This window comes from Bacillus sp. EKM206B (assembly GCF_011066015.1).
In the GTDB taxonomy this organism is placed as follows: Bacteria; Bacillota; Bacilli; order Bacillales; family Bacillaceae; genus Bacillus; species Bacillus velezensis.
Genome location: NZ_JAAMNL010000019.1, coordinates 1 through 23,591, shown reverse-complemented (window position 1 = coordinate 23,591; position 23,591 = coordinate 1). Strand labels below are relative to the sequence as shown.

General features: G+C 50.2%; 4 protein-coding genes. All 4 read right to left on the bottom strand.

Annotated elements, in window-relative coordinates; all coding sequences use genetic code 11:
- A partial coding sequence (locus tag G9F50_RS19755) for an SDR family NAD(P)-dependent oxidoreductase (RefSeq protein ID WP_165417782.1) occupies positions 1–8,888 on the bottom strand: 8,888 nt, incomplete at its 3' end.
- A 51-nt stretch (positions 8,889–8,939) separates the two neighbouring features.
- Positions 8,940–14,666, bottom strand: a complete 5,727-nt coding sequence (locus tag G9F50_RS19750) for a type I polyketide synthase (protein WP_060562583.1) — start codon at positions 14,664–14,666, stop codon at positions 8,940–8,942.
- A 39-nt stretch (positions 14,667–14,705) separates the two neighbouring features.
- Positions 14,706–21,002 (bottom strand): type I polyketide synthase, encoded by a 6,297-nt coding sequence (locus G9F50_RS19745; protein WP_165406516.1) that lies wholly within the window; start codon positions 21,000–21,002, stop codon positions 14,706–14,708.
- Between the two features lie 18 nt (positions 21,003–21,020).
- Positions 21,021–23,591: beta-ketoacyl synthase N-terminal-like domain-containing protein (locus tag G9F50_RS19740; protein WP_260399554.1), on the bottom strand; the 2,571-nt coding region annotated here is incomplete at its 5' end.

Genomic DNA, 23,591 nt, shown 5'->3' with positions numbered 1-23,591 from the left:
AGAAAACGGGCGGTGAGCCCCGTCAATCGGACACATACCGCGCCGTTTTCATCACACAGCTCAATATGATAGGCGCCGTCCGCTGAGGAAAGCACCGCCCACATCGTCTCCCGGCACGCAGAAAACACCTGCATATCCTGCAGGGCAAACGGCAGAAACGGCCGTCCGGACGCGGAACCGTCTGAGAGCACGAGACCGATAGAAGCCTGAAGGGCGGCGTCCAGCATACTCGGATGCAGGATGAACGGCTCCTTTTCTTCGCGGGCGGACGGCGGAAGAGTGAGCTTTGCGAGCACTTCTCCGCTTCCGGCATAGACGGCGTCAAGCGCCTGATGCGACGGTCCGTAGGTGATGCCGAGGCTGTCGAACGCTTCATAGCACTCAGCCTTTGACAAGTGACGGCCGCCGCAGCGCGCCTGAACCGCTTCCACATCGAGTACCGGAGCACGCTCCGTCTCTTCGAGCACGGCCTTTCCCTGGAAAAAGACAAGCGGCTCTTCTCCTTCGGCATACGCTTCAAAAGCGATGTCTCCGTTTTCTTCCGGCTGAAGCTTTACATGAAGCGTCACTCCTTCAGAAAGCGCCGTCACCGGACGGAGCCAAACGATCTGTTTGAGCCAGACACCCACTTTCCCGCCCGGCAAGTCTTCAGCGGCAAATGTAACGGCGGCCCGGGCCATTTCTAAAGCAGCCGCGCCCGGAAGCATCGGTTTTCCATTGACGATATGATCGGCAAAAAACGGTTCATGTCCTGAAAAAACAGAAGTAAAACGCTGGGCGGTAAAGGTCGATGTATTCGTATGGAGCAGCGGATGGAGCTTTTCACGTTCAGCTGAATTCCGGCTTTCAAGCTCCCTCTGAAGATGATCGGATGCCCAATACGTCTGCCTGGCAAACGGGTAGCCCGGCAGATTGCCGATTCGCGGCAAAGGTCTGCCATAAAGCAAGTCCCCTTCGATTTCATAACCTTGACAATAAAAATCTGCCAGCACGCATAACAGCTCCTGATATTTTCTATGGTCAGAATATGAGGCGCTGCACTTGCCGAGCACTTCTATTATGTGCTCCTGAATATGCTGACGCCCTGCAAAGTGCTGCGGTACTTTTCCCGAAAACACATAAGGATGATGTTCATTAAGCTTTGCCTGCTTCCATACATACACTGCGTCATCAGCATCTTGAACCACGATGGCGGCGCGATGGTTAAAGTGATGCCGTCCTTTTAACAACGTATAGCTGAGCTGGGCCAGATCATTTTCTTTCAGTCCGCCATTTTCCGCCCAAGTGATCATATCTTCGATTTTTTCCTGAAGGGCCTCCTTTGTTTTTGCAGACAAAGTCAGTAAATATGCAGGGGCATCCGGATGAGGTGAAGCACTGCGCTTATAGCTTTCCATAACGACATGGGCGTTTGTTCCGCTCATCCCGAATGCGCTGACTGCCCCCATTCGGTTTTTACCCGGCAGAGAAGGCCACGCTTTAGCCGTTTTATTCACATAAAAAGGACTCTTCTCCCAGTTGATATAGCGGTTTTCCCCGCTGCAATGCAGACTGGCGGGAATCATTTCACGGGAGAACGCCTGTAAAAGACTGATCAAACTGACAATGCCTGACGCGGCAAACGTGTGGCCGATATTGGTTTTAATTGATGTGAGCGCGCAAAAAGCTTCTTCGTTTGTATAGGCAGAAAATGCGTCATAAAGCGCGTTAATTTCCACCGGATCACCGAGTTTTGTACCTGTGCCGTGTGTGACGATATATTCGATATCTTCAGGGTTGATACGGCCCCGGTCATAAACGGAAGTAAGCAGCCGGGTCTGCGCGACGCCGCTCGGAGCGGTAATTCCGTTTGTTTTCCCATCATAATTGATGCCGCTCGCCCGAATCACCCCGTAAATCGGATCACCATCTTTTTTCGCCTCTCTCAGTGGCTTCAGAACAACCGCCGCGGCCGCTTCCCCCGGAACCATGCCGTCAGCCCTTTTATCAAACGCGAAGCATTTCCCGTTTTCCGACAGCATTCCGGCTTTATCTATCGTTTCAAAAAAGTCCGGGGTATTCATGATATTCACCCCGGCCGCAACAGCTGTTGTGCACTCTTTATTCTGCAGGCTTAATACCGCCTGATGGACAGAAACGAGCCCCGAAGAACATGCTGTATTTATCGCCATCACAGGACCGGATAAATTCAAGTGATAGGCCAGCCGCGCCGCCAAAATACCGTTATGATGAGACGTGACATTGCCTTTGTCCCGTGTTAAAAGGTGATAATCTCCTTCTTCCGCCCCCACAAACATACCGATCGTCTGCTGCTTGATGTGACTGGCGCCGTAGCCGGCGTCCTCAAGGGCCCTCCACGCTTCCTGAAGAAGCAGCCGCTGTTTCGGATCCATCGTTTCAGCTTCCCTCGGCGATATTTCAAAAAATAAAGGGTCGAATTCGTCCGCCCCCGGTACAGCGCCGAGTTTCCATTTTGAACTTGTGAAGCCTTTTTTTGCGACCGGTGCGACAACATCCTTTTCCTGAAACAGAATGTCCCACAGCTCGTCCGCCGTGCGCGCCTGAGGAAATCGGCCGCTCATGCCGATAATGGCAATGGAATCAGCTGCCTGACTGCCCTCGGTTCCGGCGTTCAGCTTATTTCTTCCCCTCTGCTTCTTTCGCTTTTCCGTTCCTGCCTTTTCAAAGACAGATTGATCTGCGGATTCAGGTTTCTTTTCTTCATAGACATGCTCTATGACGGACTTGTGTTCCGTCAGAAAATAGCGGACGACCTTCTCCAGTGTGGAATGTCCGAAAAACAGGGCCGGTGTCACTTCAATTCCGTAATGAGCGGACAAAGAAGAGGCGAATTCCGCCAAACTGATAGAATCAAAGCCGAAATCAGCCAGATTGTCAGCGTCCGTCAGTCTGTTCTTGTCTATTTTCAAAAGCCCCGCCGCCAGTTCTTTCACATCCCAGCTTACGCATTCTTCCAGTGTAAAGCCTTTCATTTCACTCCGCCTTCCTGAAAACGGGACGTTCCTGTTTACAGAACCCGAAATCGGCCGTTCGCCTTGATCTATCTGCAGGAAGCGTTTGGCCCTCGACGGAAAACCGGCCAGGACGAGATACTGGCTGGACGGCTGGACTAACAATGTTTCAAAAGCTTCGAGTCCTTCCTCAGTGTATAAATAACGCTGTCCGCTTGATTTTAAATACATATCGGTGCTTTCCGCCGTGCCGACATGCATCCCCCCTTCTTTCCAAAGCGGCCAATTGATTGCAAGTGACTTGCCGCTTCTGAGTCCGAGGCTCACAAGTTTATCCCGATGACGGACAAAAGCCATTTGGAAGCGGTTCCCCATCGCGTAGTCACAAGAACCGAAGTCTCCTAAAATCGCTGAAGAAGAAGAGAAACAACAGAAGAAGTCAAGCGGCTCCCGTGACAGAACCTGATCTAACACCGCGGTGCCGTCCGCTTTTGGCGATAAGACTTGCTGAAAGGTTTGCAGATCTTTCTCCAGAATGCTTTCAGTGCCTTGAAGACCTGCAGCGTGAATGACACCGTGAATCGGCCCGCATCCTTTCTCTTTCGCTTCTTGCAAACCTTTCTCCATCTGAGCCTGATCTGCGGCATCCGCCTGCACGTAAAACACCTTGGCGCCTGATTTTTCCAATCTCTTTATCTTGTTCAGCACCGGGCCGTCTGCCGCTGATCTCCCCGTCAAAATGAGCGTAACCGGTCCTTTTTCAGAAAAATATCCGGCAAATAACAAGCCTAACCCCCCGCATCCGCCGGTAATCAAGTACGTTTTCCCGCTTTTTATCACACGCTTCTCAACAGGGGCAATATCCGTCTGCTTCATTTCCATGACGTGGCGGATTTCCCCACTGTACATGACACTGCGGAACGAGTCGCTGTGAAGTTCTTCACTTACGTTATGGATCAGTTTTTCTAACGGTCCTTTTTGTCCAAAATAAACCGCGGCCGTATCCGTCTCCGGCAGGATCAGTTTCAGCGACCGTTCCAGCCCGATCCATGACTCGGCGTAACTGATATCGGTATCGCTCCCGCACTGAGCGGAAAGAAGGATCCGCCTCGGTTTAGAACGCAAAGAAGCAGCTGCGCGGATCACATGATACAGAATGGAATAGTCTTTCACGGCCTTTTCATCTTCAAGCGGCCATCCATATAAAACGGCATCCGCTTTGCCTGCAGCCGTTTCAATATGCCGAAACGTTTCTTGATATGCTTGTCCGTCAGTGATTTTAATTTGATAATGCGTGTTTGAAAGCTTTTGAGTTTCCTCACCCTGTGAAATAAAAAACACGCCGGATTCCGGATAAAGGGATTGTAAAGACTGATAAGCATGCTTTCTGGCAGCTTCTCCCGTAAGAAAACAGATGACCGTTTTCAGCTCTTCATGAATGGATTTCTTCAGAGGCTGCTGAGTCCACATTTCTTCAAATATCATCATCTCGGATTGTTCCTTTTGCCCGTGATCCTGCTGAGACGGCTGTCTCATTCTCACCCCTTTGATTTCTGCGCAGACAATGCCGGTTTCGTCACAAAATTGAATGTCACAGCCGGTTTGATTCTTTTTATTAATATACATCCACATGCCGGATGAGCACGGACGCATGACGCGCAGTTCTTCAACCGCTTCAGGCACGATATGGACTGACGGCTCCGTTTTTGCCAGGACATGAAAAGCTGCGTCCAGAAATTCCGGCGGTATATGATATCCCGGATTACGGCCGCTTTCATCTGTGAGAGCAAGCTTCGCCCAAACCGCACTTTCTCCCGCATAAAGCTTTTCAACGGTGCGGAACTCCTTACTGATCGTTATACCTGATGTGCCTGGTGTTTCATAATCGAATGACAGCGGGCGGCAGTCTTTTTGTAAGGAGGCAATATCAAGCACGCGGGATGGCTGTATGTTCCCTTGTCCGATGATTCCATAATGATGCAGCTTCTCTTCGTCACTGTATATTTCATAATGGATGCCTTCCTCGTCTTCAGACAGAAGGGAGAGATTGACGCCCGCACCGTGAAGTCCGCCGGTAATCGGGTCAGTCCATGCCGCTGTTCGGATCCATATCTCTTTTTCTTCAGAGCTGTCTGCCGCATGATGAAAAGCCGCAAGCGCCATTTCTAAATAAACGGCTGCCGACAGAACCCGCTCCCCGCTCACATCCTGGAAAACGTGTTCCCGGCCTGTAAAAGATGTATGATAGCTTTGCTCCGCCAAGGTTGACGTATTTTCATGCAGGAAAGGATGCACATATTCAGTTGTTCCTGTTTTTGGTTCTTCCCGCTTCATCCAGTAGCTTTCTTTTGCAAATGGATAAGACGGCAGACTGATACGATGCGGCAGCGCGCCTTTATATAAAGATGCCCAATCGACGGGCGTCCCGTGAACCCAGGCATTCAAAAGACTGTCAAATTGACGTTTTTCCATCCAATCACTGACTGTGCCTTCCGTCTCTGTGCCAGCACTATCACTCCGGCCCGTAAACACCCCGCTTACAGAACCAGCATTTTTCAGAAAAGCAGTCAGCTTCTGTTCCAATTCAGAAACAGAGTCCGCTGTCATCGCCAGCCGTTCTTCCATCGGGACCCTGCCGACTTGAAGGGTAAATGCCGCGTCAAGCAGGTTCGCATCTGTAATTGTTCCGTTTCCGGCGGCATCCGACAGCAACAGAGCCCGCTCGCGCAAGCGGTCTTTATCTTTTGCCGATAAAACAAAAAACGCCGGACGGCCGGTGTCTGCCGAAGTCATTTCAGCCGGTTCATACTCTTCTATCAGCAGGTGGGCATTTGCACCGCCCGCTCCGAAAGAAGATGTACCCGCGATTCTCGGATATTCCCGCGTTACTCCTTCAGATTCTATGACCGGCCGTCTCCATTCCGCTGTTTCCTGCTGCACGATAAAAGGAGAAGTTTCAAAATCAATTTCCGGGTTCAGCTGCTTTGAATGCAGCGACGGCACCAGATATCCGTGTTTCATCTGAAGAAGAATTTTGGTGACCGCAGCAATGCCCGCCGCACTTTCCAGGTGTCCGATATTGGATTTAACAGAACCGATGGAACAAAATTGGTTTGCATCCGTATAGCGGCGGAAAGCCTTGGTTAACCCTGCGATTTCAATCGGATCTCCCAAGGAAGTGCCGGTGCCGTGGGCTTCCAGATAGCTGATTGCTCTCGGGTCAATCCCTGCCCGCTCCATCGCGTCTGCGATCACTTCTCCTTGTGCATTCGGGTTCGGAACGGTGAACCCGTTCGTTTTGCCGCCGGCGTTCAGAGCGCTTCCTTTAATGACACCGTATATATGATCATGATCTTCAACAGCCTTTTTCAACGGCTTTAACACGATACAGCCGACGCCCTCTCCGTCAACAAACCCGTCAGCCTTATCACCGAACGCTTTGCACGCGTTTGACGGTGACAGCATTCTCATAGAAGAAAGTCCGATATAATGAACCGGATCTGTAATCAGGTTTACGCCGCCGGCAATCGCGCATTCAGATGCACCTGTTCTGATGCTTTCTGCGGCGAGATGAATGGCGGTTAAGGATGAGGAGCATGCAGTATCGACCGCGATGCTCGGACCGTGAAAATCAAACACATAGGATACGCGGTTCGGGATAAAGTGATAGTGGGCCCCTGTCGGATAGTTGCCGTTCATGACACCCGCAAAGACACCAACCTTTTTACCGGCGCATAGTGAATCAGGGGTATATCCGGCATCCTCCAGGGCCGCATAAGCGGTTTCCAGAAACAGTCTCTCCTGCGGGTCCATGCGCTCCGCTTCTTTCGGAGAGATTTTAAAAAACAGCGGATCAAATTTATCAATATCTGTTAAAAATCCGCCCCACTTTGTATACATCCGGCCTTCCTTACCTTTTGTCTCATCATAGTAGTCCCGCCAATCCCAGCGGTCTTTCGGAATTTCGGTGATTCCGTGTTCACCGGTCTTTAACCGTTCCCAGAACTCATTAACATTTCCAGCTCCGGGATACCGTCCGGCAAGACCGACAATTGCCACTTCAAGGTGTTTTGACGGCGGTTCGGAAGCGGGCGGCGCTGTTTCAGAAAAAGATGCCGCTTGGCGCTTCGTCAATCCGGCGCTTTTTTTACGGCTTTGCTTTTTCTGTAAAGTGTGCGGCCCCTTTTCGGCTTCTTTATTTGTCTTGAAAATCCCAGCCATATCTTCCTGTCTTGAGCTGACGAGATATTCCGCTAATCCGCCGATTGTCGGATACTCGAAGAACAATGTGCTGCTGATATCAGGGACGTCTTCCCGCACGCGGTTGGTCAGCTGTACGATTAAGATAGAATCGATTCCGTATTCTTCAAGGGGCGTATGGGCTTGAACGTCCTCAATCGGCATCTTTAAGATGGCGCTGACGATCTGTTTCAGATACTCTGTGCTTTTTTCAAGCAAAGAGCCGGATGATGCCGCTTCAGTATGAGGGACTTCTTCAGAAAATTGCGCATGCAGTTCGCGCTCCTTCGTTTCAGCCAAGAATGCGGCAAGCTCTCCTATCGTCCGGTATTCAAAAAACAGCGTGCTGCTGATATCAGGGACGAGATCCCGCAGCTCATTCGTCAGCTGAACGATCAGAATAGAGTCAATGCCGTATTCATCCAGAGGAGCCAGCGGATTTATCTCTTCTGCCGGCATTTTTAATACTTTTGCCGCAGCCCTTATCAGAAAAGCCGCTGTCTTTTCTGAAAGCCCCTCTCCCGCTTGTTTGATGGGGAGCTGACGATCAGAGGATGTTTGCAGTACGTTTGATTGGCGCTTTTGCGCGGTGTAAGCTTCCCTGCTCTGCCTGATGACTCCGTTGCTTTTCGCCGTGATAATCTGCTGGGTGTGCAGACGTTCGTTTTCAGCCGGAAATTGAATGGAATGAAAACCTTCAGCCATTAAAACGGATTTCCATGTTTCCGGATAAAGACCGGGGCACCCCGGAATCCGCAGCGCCTCGTCTTCGTACAGCCACCAGCCCTCTAATAAGCCGAATGTAACATGTGTAAACGGCGTATGCCCGCCCAGTTCATTAACGAGCAGCAAACCGTCCTTTTTCAATACGGCTTTTGCCGTCCGTAAGGTTTTCCGGATATTTTTGGTGGCATGCAGCACGTTTGCGGCAATAGCGATATCGTAGGTTCTCAGATGTAATCCCTGGCCCGCCGCAGGCTCCTCCACATTAAACAGCTGATACGTCAAATACGGATTGTCCGCGCCGTATTCCTTTTCGGCATGCATTAAAAAAGCTTTTGACAAGTCGGTATAACAGTATTCCTGAATATGGTTTTGATAGGGGCGGAGCTTTTTAAACAGTGTGCTGCTCGTTCCGCCGGTGCCCGCTCCGATCTCCAGCAGACGGATGTTTGCATCAGGATTGTTTTTCATTACATTTTCCACATAAATACACGCTTCATTTGCCAGCACATCGTTGTAATAATCAGCGAGAATATTATGCTTATAGATTCCTTCAACAAGCTCCATTGAGGAATCGGGAAACATCACGTCAGTGGCTTTTATTTCGCCTGTTAAAATGTCAGGCAAAGCTTGAATGACGGTATCCGCCAGCAGAACCTGCGCTTTCATATCCGGATCTTTCAGCCATTCGTTTTTCTTCTTATGCCACTCTTCCCAAATCGCGGCCGTTTCACCGCTTTTAAAATCGCTGTCTAAAAGACGGACGCTTTCTTCCAGCCAGCGTTCATATAAAGGCAGACAGGAAGCCGCCGGCGCTTCGCCGGTCAGACCCATTGAACGCAGCGTCACCCGCAGCACTTGCAGCAAAAGCCGATTCAATTCTTTCATTTGATTGCTTATTTCTGTTCTTAAGGATAACTGTGTACGGTCTTTTTGTTTGTCTCCCTTACCCAAAACCTTATCCTCCTAAGAAAATTAAATTTGCTCCGTCAATTTGACAGGCAATCAGATAGTCACAAATTCATGAGGGTTCATTCCCTCGATCGGAATCGGCTTGGTCAGCTTCATCAGCCCCATGCGAGAGATCGGCTGCGTCAGCAGAGTTTCCAGCGCCTGCATCCCTTCCGCCCGGCTGATCAGCCCGAGACCGATTGCACTCAGTCTGTCAAACTCTTCAGAAATGTGATTGTCAGCCCGCTCCCAATAACCCCAGTTCATCACTTTGACCCGGCATGACAGCCGTCCGGAAAGCTCATGGGCAAATGCGTCTTTAAATGTGCATCCCGCTGCATAATGGCTTTGATTCGGATTCTTAATATATGAAATAACCGAAGAGAAAAAGAGAATAAAGTCCAAAGACTCTTTCGCAAATACTTCGGCAATGTTGACGGAAATATCCACTTTCGCCGCAAGACCAGCGTGAAACTGTGATTCTTCCATATCTTTTACGCTTTCATTCGCAAATACCATCGCTGAATGAACGACGCCGCTGATGGTGCCGTATGTGTTTTTAATCTGTTCATAGGCGCGCTGAAGCGATGGAAGATCAGAAGCATCTGCGGCTATATATTCGGGAGCCGGGCCTGATGGCCGGTACCGGTCTATTTTTTGGCGTATCCGGCTGTCCAGCGGCCGCCTCCCGATCCAGACGACTCGGGCTTTATACGTCGTCACTATATAATCTGTCCAAACCTCGCCGATGCCTCCCGCACCGCCGATGATGACATATACGCCTCCATAGCGGTAAGGAACACTTTCAGACGGCCCGCTTTGGACCGGAAGCAATTGAGGCCGGTACCATTCCTGATGTCTGCGCACCCATGCTTTACCCGTACGGTCGCGGGGCAGGCTGAATATGTCTTCTGCGGGGAAATCCCCCCCGTCTTCAAGATCGGCGAGACGGATGTGCCAGCTCGGATGTTCTTTAGCGAGAGACCCGACGAAACCGTGCACACTGGAATGAGCGGGACGCACCTCATCATATTGGGTGATAGGCTGTGCTTGGTGCGTAATCACCGTCATCCCTAGCTGCTCCTTTCCATACCCGAGACCGATAAGAGCTTTGGCCGCTCTGAAAATTTGCAGCACCCCGCTTTTTTGATCATGGCTGTCAGAATCAGCCGGCTGAGGGGCAAACCAAATCATATGCTGAATCTCACCGAGACGGCGGAGCCGATCAGATATCACTTCAACGGAAGCACTTTGGCCGATATCAAATCGCACAGCTTTAGGAAACAATCGTAAAACCGCGTCCGCCTGCCCGTCTGTACCGCCTATGATGACAGCTTTTGCTTCAGAAATGGGGAAGCCGGTTTGGTTGTCTATCGGTTCCGCGTCCCATACCTGCATCAGTTTGACGGCTCCGGTAAGGTTACCCGGGAGATCGTATTGCTTATTATCGGTTACGGCCGGCGCACTTTCGGCCATCCGGGCAGAAAATCCTTTTATCCTTACACACACATTGCCGCGTTCATCACATATATCAATGTCCATTCTTCGCACAGCCGGTGTTTCATGCGTCACAAATACGGCCGCCCACATGTTTGGACTGCACGGATGAAAAACGGTCAGTTCATGCAATTCAAAAGGCATTAACGGCTGCTCCGGATAACCCGCTTGATCTTCATTCATAACGCCGATGGCCGCCTGAAAAGCGGAATCAATCAGACTCGGATGGAGCACAAACTGTTCGGCTTCATCAGAAACGGAAGCGGGGAGCACCAATTTAGCCAAAGCTTCTTTTTCCCCGCAATAAATGTAATCAATTCCTTGATGTGAAGGTCCGTATACAATTTCCGCCTTTGCAAACGCCGCATAGCAGTCTTCTTTTGACAGCACTTTTTTGCGGCATCGCGCTTTCAGCTGTTCAATATGCAAAACCGGCGCCTCAGACAGCGGCTCAATCACAGCGCTGCCTTCACAATAAATGTCTGAATCATTTTCATTGCTGTACACTTGAAATGAAACATTGCCGTTGTCCTCCAAAGAAAGCCCTGTCGTCATACGCAGCGGCTCTTTTTTATGAACGGCCTGGCGTATCCAGCTGATATACCGCAGCGAAATGCCGGTTTTAGCCGTGTATCCAGCGGCTAACGGCGCGGCAGCCAGTTCAGCCGCGGCTCTCGCCATTTCAAGATAAGCCGCCCCGGGGAGAACACGCTTGTTTCGGACGATATGATCGGCTAAGAAGAATTCATCTCCGTTCAGTATCGTACTGAATTTTTGTTCTAACAAATCTGATGTATTGCGGTGAAGCAGCGGGTGAAGCCTGCTTTCTGTATTTGCGGAAGTGACGGGATGATCGGGCTCCGGTATCCAATATCGTTCCTTTGCAAAAGGGTACGTCGGCAGACTCATCCTGCGCGGTTTCTCCTCCTGATACAGCCGCGTCCAGTCTATCTCCAATCCTTTTGACCACAGCTCCGCAAGTTTTTTGTAAGTGCCGCTGTCCATCCATTTTCGGATCAGCTCCTCCGTATCCTGATCATCATTCAGGAAACCCCTGATTTCCGTTCCGCTATCAGACCGCCCTTGAAAGCAGCCGTCAATCTGCCGTTTTCGTTCTGTAAATTCAGTTAATTTCCTGATCAGGTCTGCTTGATCGTTCACTAAAAAAACAAGCCGCTCTTCCATTGCCAGCCGTCCCGTTTGCAGCGTATACGCCAGTGACCGCAAGGAAAAAGATTCATCAGGCTGCTTATCTAAGTCCGACTGGCCGAAAAGACCGGAAAGAATATTCTTATGTTTCTCATCGTTTGTCAGACATTCTGCTAAAGTCCGGACGGAAGTATGCTGTATGAGATCAGTCATGTCTATTGCCAGCCCGTATTGATCCGTCATCAGCTCAGAAAACTGTGTCAGCTGCATGACATCCAAGCCGAATTCCTTCCAATCCTGTTCATCATTTACCGAGCCGGCCTCTACATGCAGAACTTCGGCCAGAACACCTCGCAACGCATCTTCCAGCTGATTTTGCATTGTATCTATTTTGTCATGAAGCGGACTGCTTCCTTCAAGCGCTTTATCTTTGAGAAACATCAGCAGGCGGGCAGCGTATTCCTTCAGCCGCTCCGGATTTTTCGCTGACAGAGGCACGATATACGGTCTCTCTTGATCCTCCGTAATACCGGGGTTTTTGGGCCTGTACTCTTCTAAAATGAGATGAACGTTTGAACCCGTCGCCCCGAATGAACTGATGCCTGCGCGTCTCGGGCAGGCATGTTCACGGCCGTTCTCTGTATACGCCGGCCTTTTCCATGACTCGGTTTTTTGCTGCACGTAAAATGGCGAGTCCTCTAAACGGAGATACGGATTCATCGTCTCTGAGTGCAAAGAAGGGACAAGCGTTTTGTGAAACAGCTGCAAAACCGTTTTATGAAGCCCGCTGATCCCGGCGGCTGATTCCGCATGTCCGATATTCGATTTAACGGAACCGATCGCACAAAATTGCCGATCCTCCGTAAACGTGCGGTAAGCTTTAACAAGACCTTGTATTTCAATCGGATCTCCTAAAGAAGTTCCGGTTCCGTGCGCTTCCACATAAGAAATCGTCCGGGGATCGATCCCCGTCTTTTCAAGACATTCAGCTATCATATCCCCCTGCGCCACGGGGCTCGGCACGGTAATCCCGCTGACGGTCCCCACGTGATTGACGGCGCTGCCTTTTATCACCGCATAAATATGATCCTTATCTTCTTCGGCTTTGTGGAGCGGCTTCAGCAGCACGGCTCCGATGCCGTCAGCTGAGACATAGCCTGTGCCTCCTTCGCCGAACGTGCGGCACAGCCCGTCACTCGAATGCATATCCATCAAGCCGTATGTGATATATTTTGTCGGGTGCAATGATAAATTGACGCCTCCCGCAAGAGCTGCTTCACATTCACCGCGTCTCAGACTTTCCGCCGCCATATGGACGGCCGTCAAAGATGACGAACACACCGTGTCAACCGCCATGCTCGGCCCGTGAAAATTGCAGAAATATGAAACCCGGTTTGCGATCGGCGCATAGTTCAAGGGATAAGGAAAGACCAGCCCTTTGGCCGCAGCTTCAGCGCCGGCGAGAGAATAATCCATATGCATCACCCCGGCAAACACACCGACGTTCATTCTCTTATTCGGCCCTTTCGGCTGAACGATTGTTTCCGGGGTGTAGCCCGCATCCTCAATCGTTTCCCAGCATGTTTCTAAAAACAATCGTTCTTGCGGATCTTTAGCTTCTGCCTCCCGCGGAGAAATCCGGAAAAATTTCGCATCAAAACAATCCGGATCGTCTATAAAACCGCCCCATTTGGAAATCGGCTTGCCGGACGGCGATCGCAAATGCTCATATTTCCTCGTATCCCAGCGGGAACGAGGCACTTCCGTTACGCTGTTTTTTCCATTTTTTAAATTTGTCCAGAATTCACGAAGATTTTTGGCGCCGGGGTACCGTCCCGCCATCCCGACAATCGCAATATCTCCATTCTGCGTTCCGGCTGACGCCGATTTTTTCACACGGATTTGGGTCGTCCTCTTTTTTTCCCTGTGCAAAGGTTCAGCATTTGAATGCCCGCTTTGAGCATGGCCGAAGCCGGCTCCGTAATGTTCGCACAAATATCCCGCCAATTCCGCGATTGTCGTGTATTCAAATAACAGCGTCGGCAGTAGCTGCGTTCCGATTTTTCGTTCAATTTCCTTTACCATGTCCAACAGCCCCGGAGAATCCAGCCCCATTTCATAGTAGCCGATATCCGGGTCAATCTCTTTCACAGGTTTGTTCAATCGGGCGGCAAGCAATTCTTTTAAATAAAGGATGCACTGTTCAGTAAGGCCGGCGGAAGCCTCCGCACGGCGGGGCTCAGAAGGCGCCGATTCCGCTTGCGGAGCCGGGACGGCATTCCGCCCGTCAGGCTCTTTCTTTTGCCGTTTCTGATTGATCAGTTCCGGGTCCCTCACCAGTTTATTGGCGAAGTTTTTCAGTTCGCCGACTTTTCTGCCTTCCTCATTGAAAAACTCCATTGTCACGTAAACGAGATCTTTCTTACGGGTGACGGATTCTTTTTTTATCTTGGTGATACATGTTGTCTGCAGCAATTCGGCGCAATAAAACGATTCATAAAACAGCGGCAGAAATAATTGCCCCTCCTCCCTCGTCAAAGGAGCGAGATATACATTGGAGCCTATGCTGCTCGCATCTATCAATGCGGGATGAAACATCGCCTCTTCTGCATGTTCCAGCTGATCCTTTTGCACCGACAGATCAATATAAATCTCTTTTTCAGTTTGGTAGACGCTTCCGCAGCCTTTCATCATTCCTGAATGAACCAGTTCTTGATCCCTGCATTCCGCGTAAATGTCCTCAAGCGGTATTTCTGCCGCCGTTTGTTTTACGGCATCCATCCGGACGCTCTCTTGGAAGCCGGCGGGATTGACGGAATGCATTTGCGCCGCGGCATATACCTTTGTCTCTGCTGCTTCGTCACCTTGTTTTTGCTCTTTCACCTCTACCTTCCACTGCCCTTCGCCGTTCTCTGTACAGTCAACGGAAAGCAGGATTGTTTCTCCCTGTTCAGGAGCTAAAGGGTGAAAAATCGATAAGCGCCTGAGTTCAAGGCCGGCATGAAAAAAACCGTTTTCTCTGAAAGTCTGATAGATCAGGTCAATATAAGCCAGACCCGGCAGCAGTTCCTTTCCATAGGCTTTATGATGTTTCAGAACGGGATGCTGATTGTTAATAAGAAGCTGCTCTTGCATATGAACTTCCTCCATATCGACGTTCAATTTTCAGCGCAATCAGTAAGTCTTCATTTGTTTCCAAAACGTATTCGGGCGGGACTTATGTGCGTTTTCATGCAGGTTTTCGGCTTTGTCCGAACGAATAGGCCGGCGTTTTAATTCCTGTCTCGGCAAAGGCTTTCTAACCGGGGTATACGCCTCTTGCTCCCAAGCTTCCACTATGACATGGGCATTTGTCCCTCCGTCAGCGAAACTGCTGACGGCGGCAATCCGCGGTGAATCCGTCCATTCACGCAGAGCGTGCGAAAAATAAAACGGCGAGGCGGACAGATCGTAATGCGTCATCGGCTCTTTGCCCGAAAGGAAAGGCACACGCATTCGGCGCGAGAGCATAAGCACTGTTTTAATGAATCCGGCAATCCCTTCAGCGCATAACGGGTGTCCGATATTCGGCTTCATCGATCCCAATTCGCAAGGCGCGCTGTTTTGCATACGGTAGACCGCTTCAATCGCCCTCAGTTCCAAAAGGTCGGTTACTTCAGAGCCTGAACCGTTTGCTTCAATGTAGCTGATATCCTCCGCTTTTTTGCCGCTTTTGGCAAGCGCCTTGGCCATCACTTCTTTCTGCGCCTGTATATTCGGTGTGGCAGGCCCCGCGGTTCTGCCGTCATTGTTTACGGAAATGCCTTTAATGACCGCATGAATCCGGTCCCCGTCTTTTACAGCCTGGGCCGCTGTTTTTAAATACACCATTCCGACGCCTTCGCCCAATACGATGCCGCCGGTGCGGCGGTCAAAAATATGAAACGCAGGCTCTTCGCTTAACAGATTGCGAAGTTCGAACATCCGGTGGGTTTGACCGGATTCCAGCAGACTGACTCCCCCGACCACCGCTGAGTCGATTTCACCGCAAGAAAGCGCCTGTATCGCCATATTCATCCCGACAAGCGCTGAAGAACAGGCCGTATCCAAAACAAGACTCGGCCCCTTCAAATCAAAGAACTGAGAAAGATTGGCCGCTAAGTAATTCGGGCCGGCGGCGACTATCGGATTTTTTGCATGCTTCAGACGGTTTTCATCAGGCATACTGCCGCCGCGTCCTCCTAAATAGACACCGGCTGACCTGCCTTTCATTTCTTGTAAAGAGTACCCGCTGTCTCTGAACAGATGAAGCGCCTCTTCTAATATAAGAAAGGACTGGATATCCATTGCCTTGATGTCTTCTTCGGGAATAAGGAAAAACTCCGGGTCAAAATGCGTTACATTTTGTAAAAGGCCCGCATAATCCGCCTTCTCCGTTTTCCAGCGCTCTTTCGGAACTCTTTGAATGGCTGACGTTCCTTCAGACAGCAGCTTCCAATAAGCTTCGATTGATTCAGCTCCCGGAAAACGGCAGGACATTCCGACCACAGCAATGTCTTGCGCCGCTCTAGCACCAGAAGGCTGAATAACAGCGGCTGCTGTTTGTTTGGGAACGTCCGGGATTTCAGGCTGAACCGGTTTTGAAACGGCAGCTTTGATTTCGGGATATGCTGTTTCAAGCCATCCCGCCAGCGCAGCAACCGTAGGGTATTCATACAGCACCGCCGGGTCAAGGTCAGCTTTGATCCTCTTTCCGATCGCTCTGGACACTTGGGCAAGCATGATGGAATCGGCTCCGTAATCTTGAAACGGTGTATCAGATTCAAATCTTGACGGCTCCAGTCTTAATTCCCGGCAGCAAATGCCCGTCAGCCACTCCTCAACGCTTTCTGTATCGGCCTGTTCCTGCTGCTTTGTTTCAGTAAGGCCGGATGAAAGCAGCAGACGGTCAGGCTCCCATTTTTCCGGGTGAATGACGGCCGGCATAATAACAGATCCGCAATCGCCTGCCATGATGGCATCAAACAGGCTCAGCCCTTCTCTGTCAGTGATGCTCTTTAAACCGCTTTTCTGATAGGCCCGGCTTTTTGATTCGCCCATACCCGTTTCTTTCCAGCTCGGCCACTGGATGCTCAGCACCGGAAAACCTTTTGCGGCCGCAAAATAATCCATATAGGCGTTAGCCATGGCATAATCGCTTTGTCCCGCTCCTAATTCCGGCATCACGCCGGACACTGAAGAAAACAGCGCAAAAAACCGAAGAGGCTCCTTGTGCAGCGCTTGATACAAAAGGTCCAGTCCGTCTGTTTTAGGCTCAAGCACGGTCTTCATCTGTTCGCTTGTTTTGCGGATAAAGGCCGGATGATCGAGATCTACGGCTCCCGCTGCGTGTATCACGCCTCCTATCGGCCCCATCTTCTCTTTCACCCGGCTGACGGCCTGCTCATTATCAGGGCCGGAAGATACAGACAGCACTTCCGTTCGGACACCTTTTTGTTCGAGCTCTCTGATTCTTCTCACTTTATCGGAAAACGGGGAATTCCGTTTGACATGATCATCCCACTCCGCTTTCGGAGGCATTGTTTCTTTTCCGGTAAGCACGAGTTTCGTGACTCCGTATCGTTCGGCAAAATGCCGGGCGAATAAATATCCGAGTCCCCGGGTTCCTCCGGTGATCCAGAGCACATGGTCTTTCGGAAATGAAAATTCTTTTTCAGCTAAGCTGTTTGTTTCCTTTAACCGCGCGTGATAGCGCACACCGTTTCGGTAACACACTTCGATGTCTTCAGAATCGCGAAAAAACTCCTCTGCGATCTGGTTTGCCAGCTCAGGATCTTCGGCAGTCCGTTCTGCATCCATATGCCGCGAGCGGATATCCTTATATTCACTTTGGAGCATCCGGTACAATCCGGCCTTTTTTGCACCTGAGAGATTTATCGTTTCATTTGCAAAAGGTTCAAGCCCCTTTGTCACACAAAGCAGCTGAAGCTTTCGGCCGCGGTTTCTGTTGTCAATGAGAGACTGCAGACGATGAATCCAGCCGTCATCATGATTGATTTCCGTCCCGCATCCGGTCACATCGATCAGACCGCCAAATCGGGCCGCGTCCCCGGATATTTCCGGTGATGCAGCGTCAATAATTTCAGACTCGGGGAAATAACGGGACAGCTCAACGGCTAAATTTCCTGTCTGGTGATCAGCAGCTATTCCGATGACGCCCCGCACTTCCTTAGCCGGAACACTGCTGCTTTCTGCCCAGCTTTTCTGTAAAAAGCGGATTTCACGAAATGTTTCAGAATGTGTTTCAGCATCACGAACATTGTCCGGCGCTGCATCGTCCGGCCAATACCGATCCTTTATAAATGGATAACCGGGAAGGCTGATGCGATGCGGCAGGCTGCCGTTATAAAGCTCTGACCAATCAATCTTCAGCCCTTTTACCCAAAGTTCCAGAAGCTTCACGAATTTTTTTCTTTTCATCCATTTACGGACGGCTTCCTGCATATCTTCATCCTTAAAAACGGCTAGAATGTCTTTATACTGTTTGCTTTTCCCCCTGAAGCAGCCGTCTGTCCCGCCGTCAATAAAACGCTGCAGTTTTTCCGCTAACTGCTCTGTCGACGTCACGATAAACGCCGCACGTTCTTCCATCGCTTCTCTTCCGGTTTGAAGGGTGTAAGCCGCATCCCGGAGGCTGCGGTCTGTGACGTCATTTTTTCTGATCGCTTGAAGAAGCTGCTGCGCCCGCTGCTTCAGGCTGGCCTCCTGTTTGGCGGATAATAAAATGACTGCGGGATCTTCATCTGTGAATGGCTCATAAATCTCCCTATCAGGTTCAATATATTCTTCTATCAATATGTGGGCATTTGCCCCGCCCGCGCCAAAAGAAGAGATTCCCGCGATTCTCGGAACCTTCTTTTGCGCTCCGTTTTCCTCAATGACCGGCCGGTTCCAGTCTGCCAATTCACGCTGCACCACAAACGGCGTCCGGTCGAATGCAATATTCGGATTCAATTTTCTGCAATGTAATGAGGGAGCCAGCTGTCGTTTTTGAAACTGAAGCAGCAGTTTCGTTACACCGGCAATGCCTGCCGCGGCTTCCAAATGCCCGATATTGGATTTAACTGAGCTGATGGCGCAAAAACCTTTATCTGACGTTTTCGTTTGAAATGCGCGGGTCAAACCGTCAATCTCGATCGGATCTCCGAGTTCAGTACCCGTGCCGTGGGCTTCGATACAGCTGATCATCCGCGGATGTATTCCCGATTTTTCAAGCGCGCCGGAAATCACGTCAGCTTGGGCGCTCGGACTCGGCACTGTATACCCGTTTGTTCTGCCGCCGTGATTGATATGAGTGCCGCGAATCACCCCGTAAATATGGTCCTTATCAGCCATCGCTTTTGACAGCGGCTTTAACAGCACGGCCCCGACGCCTTCCCCGGGAACAAATCCGTCTCCGCCCTCACCGAAACTTTTGCACGTTCCGTCTTTTGAAAGCATTCGATAGGCGCTGAGCTCCGCATAAGCCGAAGGATGCGTATACACATTCACACCGCCGGCAATCGCCATGTCGCATTCGCCGCGAAGGATGTTTTCACACGCTTCGTGAATTGCAGTCAGCGAAGATGAGCACATCGTGTCGACCGGCATGCTCGGCCCTTTCAGATTAAGAAAATAGGAAACTCTGTTGGCCGCTGAACTGAACGACGTTTTCGGCTGCAGGGTGCCGCCGTTTTTCCAGTACATTCCGTACCCGTTTTTCGTAATGCCCGCAAAAACGCCGACCCGGCCGTTATACAAATTCTCAAGCTGTTCCTTCGTATAACCGGCATCCTCCAGCACCTGCCAGCACATTTCAATAAAGAGACGCTCCTGCGGGTCCATATTCAAAGCATCACGGGGTGAAATTTGAAAAAACAGCGGATCAAAGAAAGCGGCTTCTTTCAGAAACCCGCCCCGCTTACTGTAACTTTTCCCTTCTTTCACGGCCGCTTCAGGATCAGGGTTGTAGTACTTGTCCTTTTCCCAGCGCTCTTCGGGAATTTCCGTCACACAGTCTTTTCCGGCCGCTAAGTTATCCCAGTACTCTTCAAGTGTTTCAGCTTGCGGATAACGTCCGCTGACTCCGATAATCGCAATCCCTTCTTTTGTCTGGTTCTCATTGGAAAAAGCAGGCCGTTTCTTTCGCTTGATAAACGACGGAAGCACCGGAAAATCTTCATTTGCCAAAACCTGTTCTGATATGCCTGAACGGTGGTCATCATCATTTGTCCATTTTCGGCATTCTTTTGGATAATCCGTGACAAAGTGAGCTGCCAGAGATCCCAGTGTCTTATATTCGTAAAAAACCGTTTTGGAAAGGTCACCGAAAAGCAGAGACAATTCGCGGTTCAATTTCGTCACAGTGACTGAGTCGATTCCGTAGGTTTCCAGCGGCTCTTCAGTATCTATGTTGGAAACAGCAATTTTTGTAGTCAGGGCAAACAGCGTTTTGAGCTGAAGAAGCGTTTGTTCATACAAACGTTCACTGCGGTGTTCGGCATTGGTTTTTCCGGGAGCGCCCGTCTTGATGACAGGCTGCAGCTTCAACCCCGACAGGGAAGCCCATATTTTCCCTTCTTCGTCACATAAATCAATATAAAAGCTCCCCGCCTTCTCTTGTATCTCGGCCCATACCTTGTCAGGACAAGATTCATAAAACAAAAGCTCGTCCAATGAAACCGGGGCGAGCGTTTTATATTCTTTGCCGCCAAGCAGCGCGCATGCCTCTGTCACACTTTGCATCACACAGGGAGGGAGGCCGAATCGGGCGGATTCTTTTTGGTCTGTCAATGGAATTGATATGTCTGCCAGCATCCGTCCTGCTGAGGCGTAAATACGCTCAATTCCTTTCATGTGCTCACTGTATTGAACGGTATCGTTCTGAGTGATGGCTTCAATTTGCTGCTGATCCATCAGGAAGCTGCTGTTTTCCTTCAAGCGGCTGATATCCAGCATGCCAGGCGCAGCATCAACTGGCTGAATCGTCCCTTGGCTGTACACATCATGATGACTGAAATCGGCAGAAAATGGATTATAAATCTCAAACCTTTTGGCTTCACCCTCTGCGGGTATCAGCCTGATTTCGATATGGAACAGCTCAGCCGCAGTCAGAATGGGCTTTGACCACACGATATGTGTCAGCCGGACAGCCTCAGTCTCCTTTTCTGTCAAAACAGCCGCAGCTCTCGCCATTTCCAAAAGAAGTTCTCCGGGCATAAGCTTTTTACGCTGTAAAGAAACATCAGCGAGAAAAAATTCCCGGCCGCTGAAAGCTGCCGAGAATCCCTGTCCCGTTTCATCGGAAATATGCTGCTGAGCAAGCGGATGAAGGTAATCCGCTTGGCGAAGTCCCATCCGCATATCATAATCGCGCAAAATGCCGATCGCATCCTGTTTTGTCATTTTTTTATTTTTGACGTCAGAAAAAACCCGGTGCAGAAACTCTTTCATATGGTTTCCTCCATTACGCTAATCCCTGTAAAAACCGATCGTTCTTTTTACAGCGGCTTCTATGCTTATTTCGTTTTTCTCCAATTCATCAAGCAGGCGCTCATAAGTCTCAAGCGGGGACGTATCAATCTCATAAGTCTCCCGGTGCCTTATATGCTGCGCACTGTGCGGTATCCAGCAATGTGTTTTCGCAAAAGGATAGACGGGCAGGCTGACTTTTTTTGGCCTTTCGTCCGGATATAATTTATTCCAGTCGACATGTAAACCTTGCACCCATAATTTTGCAAGCATTGTATACTTTCCTGCTTCCATCCATTGATCTACGGTCCCGCTCATTTCTGCGTTGTCCGTCATCTCTGTAAACAGCTGTTTCATCGCTTTGTTCCGGCCTGTAAAGAAATTCTGCCCCGTCTCCTTGCCGCTGAGGAAATCATTCAGCGCGTTCGTAAGCTCTTCTTTTGTTTCAGCAATAACGGCAAGGCGCTCTTCCATTTCATCCCGGCCAAGCTGAAGCGTATAAGCGATACCCGCAAGAGCTCCGTCAGCTGAATGTGTCTTTTCCAAATATCTGCGCAGCTGTTCCGCACGTTCCTTCAGCTGTTCCGCCGTCTTTGCCGAGAGAATGAATAAGGTCGGCTGAAGTTCACCGGACGTCCATTGTTTCTCTTCAACAGGAGAAACATATTCTTCGAGCACGACATGAGCATTGACACCGCCAAATCCGAACGAGCTGACACCCGCTCTCCGCGGCAGTTCATTTCCGCTATCATCAGTCGCCGCTTTCCACGGCTGAGTGTCGCGGACGAAGTAAAACGGGCTGTCGTCGAGGCTGATATACGGATTAACGGTTTCACAATGCAGACTTTTAACGAGCGTTTTGTGCTGCATCTGCAAAATAATTTTTAAAAGCCCGGCCATGCCGGCCGCAAGCTCTGTGTGGCCGATATTCGTTTTGACGGAACCGATGGCGCAATGAGGCTGATCGGGTGCCGTTACTCCGGCTTTCTGATAAAGCGCTGCAAAAGCCGCTTTGAGTCCGTTGATTTCTATCGGATCTCCGAGCGCCGTTCCCGTGCCGTGGGCTTCAATATAACTCACTGTCCGGGGGTCGATGTTCGCTTGCTGATAAGCTTTTATCATGACTTCTGTCTGTGCTTTCGGATTCGGCGATGTAAGGGAAGCCGCCCGTCCGCCATGATTTTCCGCCGTTCCGCGAATAACGGCATAAATACGGTCGCCGTCACGTTCCGCATCGGATAATGTTTTTAAAACAATCATGCCGGCACCTTCAGCTCTGACATACCCGTCCGCTTGATCGGAAAATGTTTTGCAGCGCCCGTCTTCACTGAGCATTCCCGCTTTATTAAAGCTGATATGCATATCCGGCGACACAATAGCATTGACGCCTCCTGCAATCGCGATGCCGCAGTCTCCGGCCTGAATTGCCCTGACCGCACGGTGAACAGCGACCAATGAGCTTGAACAGGCGGTTTCAATCGGTTCGCTCGGCCCATGTATATTCAGAAAATAGCTCATGCGGTTCGGACCGATTGACGGAACCGTACCGGCGGCGGAAGAACCCTCAATCTCTATATGGAACTTTGAAGCTTCCTGAGCGTAACCACTGTTTGTCGTGCCTGCAAAAATGCCTGTATTTGTACCTGACAGGCTTTTGGCAGAGCAGCCGGCATCTTCAATCGCTTTCCATACATGCATCATTAAAAGTCTTTGCTGAGGATCCATCATTTCGGCTTCATGCGGAGAAATACCGAAAAATAAAGGGTCAAATTGAGCGGTTTCATCAATGAAGCCGCCCCACTTTACATTGCTCGCATTTTTATCTTTCTGCGGATCTCCGTAATACTGTCTCCAGTCCCAGCGCTCCGGCGGTATTTCAGAAATGCAGTCCTTTTCTCCGGCTAAATTCTCCCAAAACATTTCCGGATTTTCAGCCATTGGAAATGCACAGCTGATTCCGATTATCGCCACAGGCTCAGGTGCAGCTGCGGTTTTTGTTTTAGGAAGGCGGGACGGAATCAAGAATGGTTCCGTCTTCATTTTTTTACGCACAACCGGTTTCTCCGTTTCTGTTTCTGCCTGTGAGCCGAATGTATCCGGATGTTCCGTCAGCAAGTATTGGGCAAAACGAAAGACTGTCGGGTATTCAAAAAACACGGCCGGTGTCAGTTCAAGCCCATACATTTTATTTAGTTCATTTGCAAACTGCGTGAATGAAACCGAATCAAAGCCATAATCTCTCATCTCTGATTCAGCATCTATCTCGTCTTCTTTCACCTTCAGAATGCCTGATATCATATGTTTGAGTTCCGCTTGTACTTTATTCGGCATATGGACGGGCGTCTTCCTTGACACATGAATGCTACGGGACGGTTCCGGCGTTTCAAGCATCAAGTTTTTTCGAATCCGTTTTTCGTCGCCCTCTGCCACCATGACCTGATGTTCTCCGCAAGCAAAAGCGGCGTAAAGCGCTTGGATGCCTGAGGCCGATCGCATGGCTTTCATCCCGGTCTGTTCATACATCAGCCGTTCGGTCTCTTTGTCCACACGCATACCGCCTTCTTCCCAAAG

What these genes read in the sequence shown, in the direction of transcription:
- G9F50_RS19745 (WP_165406516.1), bottom strand. Translation starts at nt 21,002, where the DNA reads ATGAAAGAGTTTCTGCACCGGGTTTTTTCTGACGTCAAAAATAAAAAA.
- G9F50_RS19750 (WP_060562583.1), bottom strand. Translation starts at nt 14,666, where the DNA reads ATGCAAGAGCAGCTTCTTATTAACAATCAGCATCCCGTTCTGAAACAT.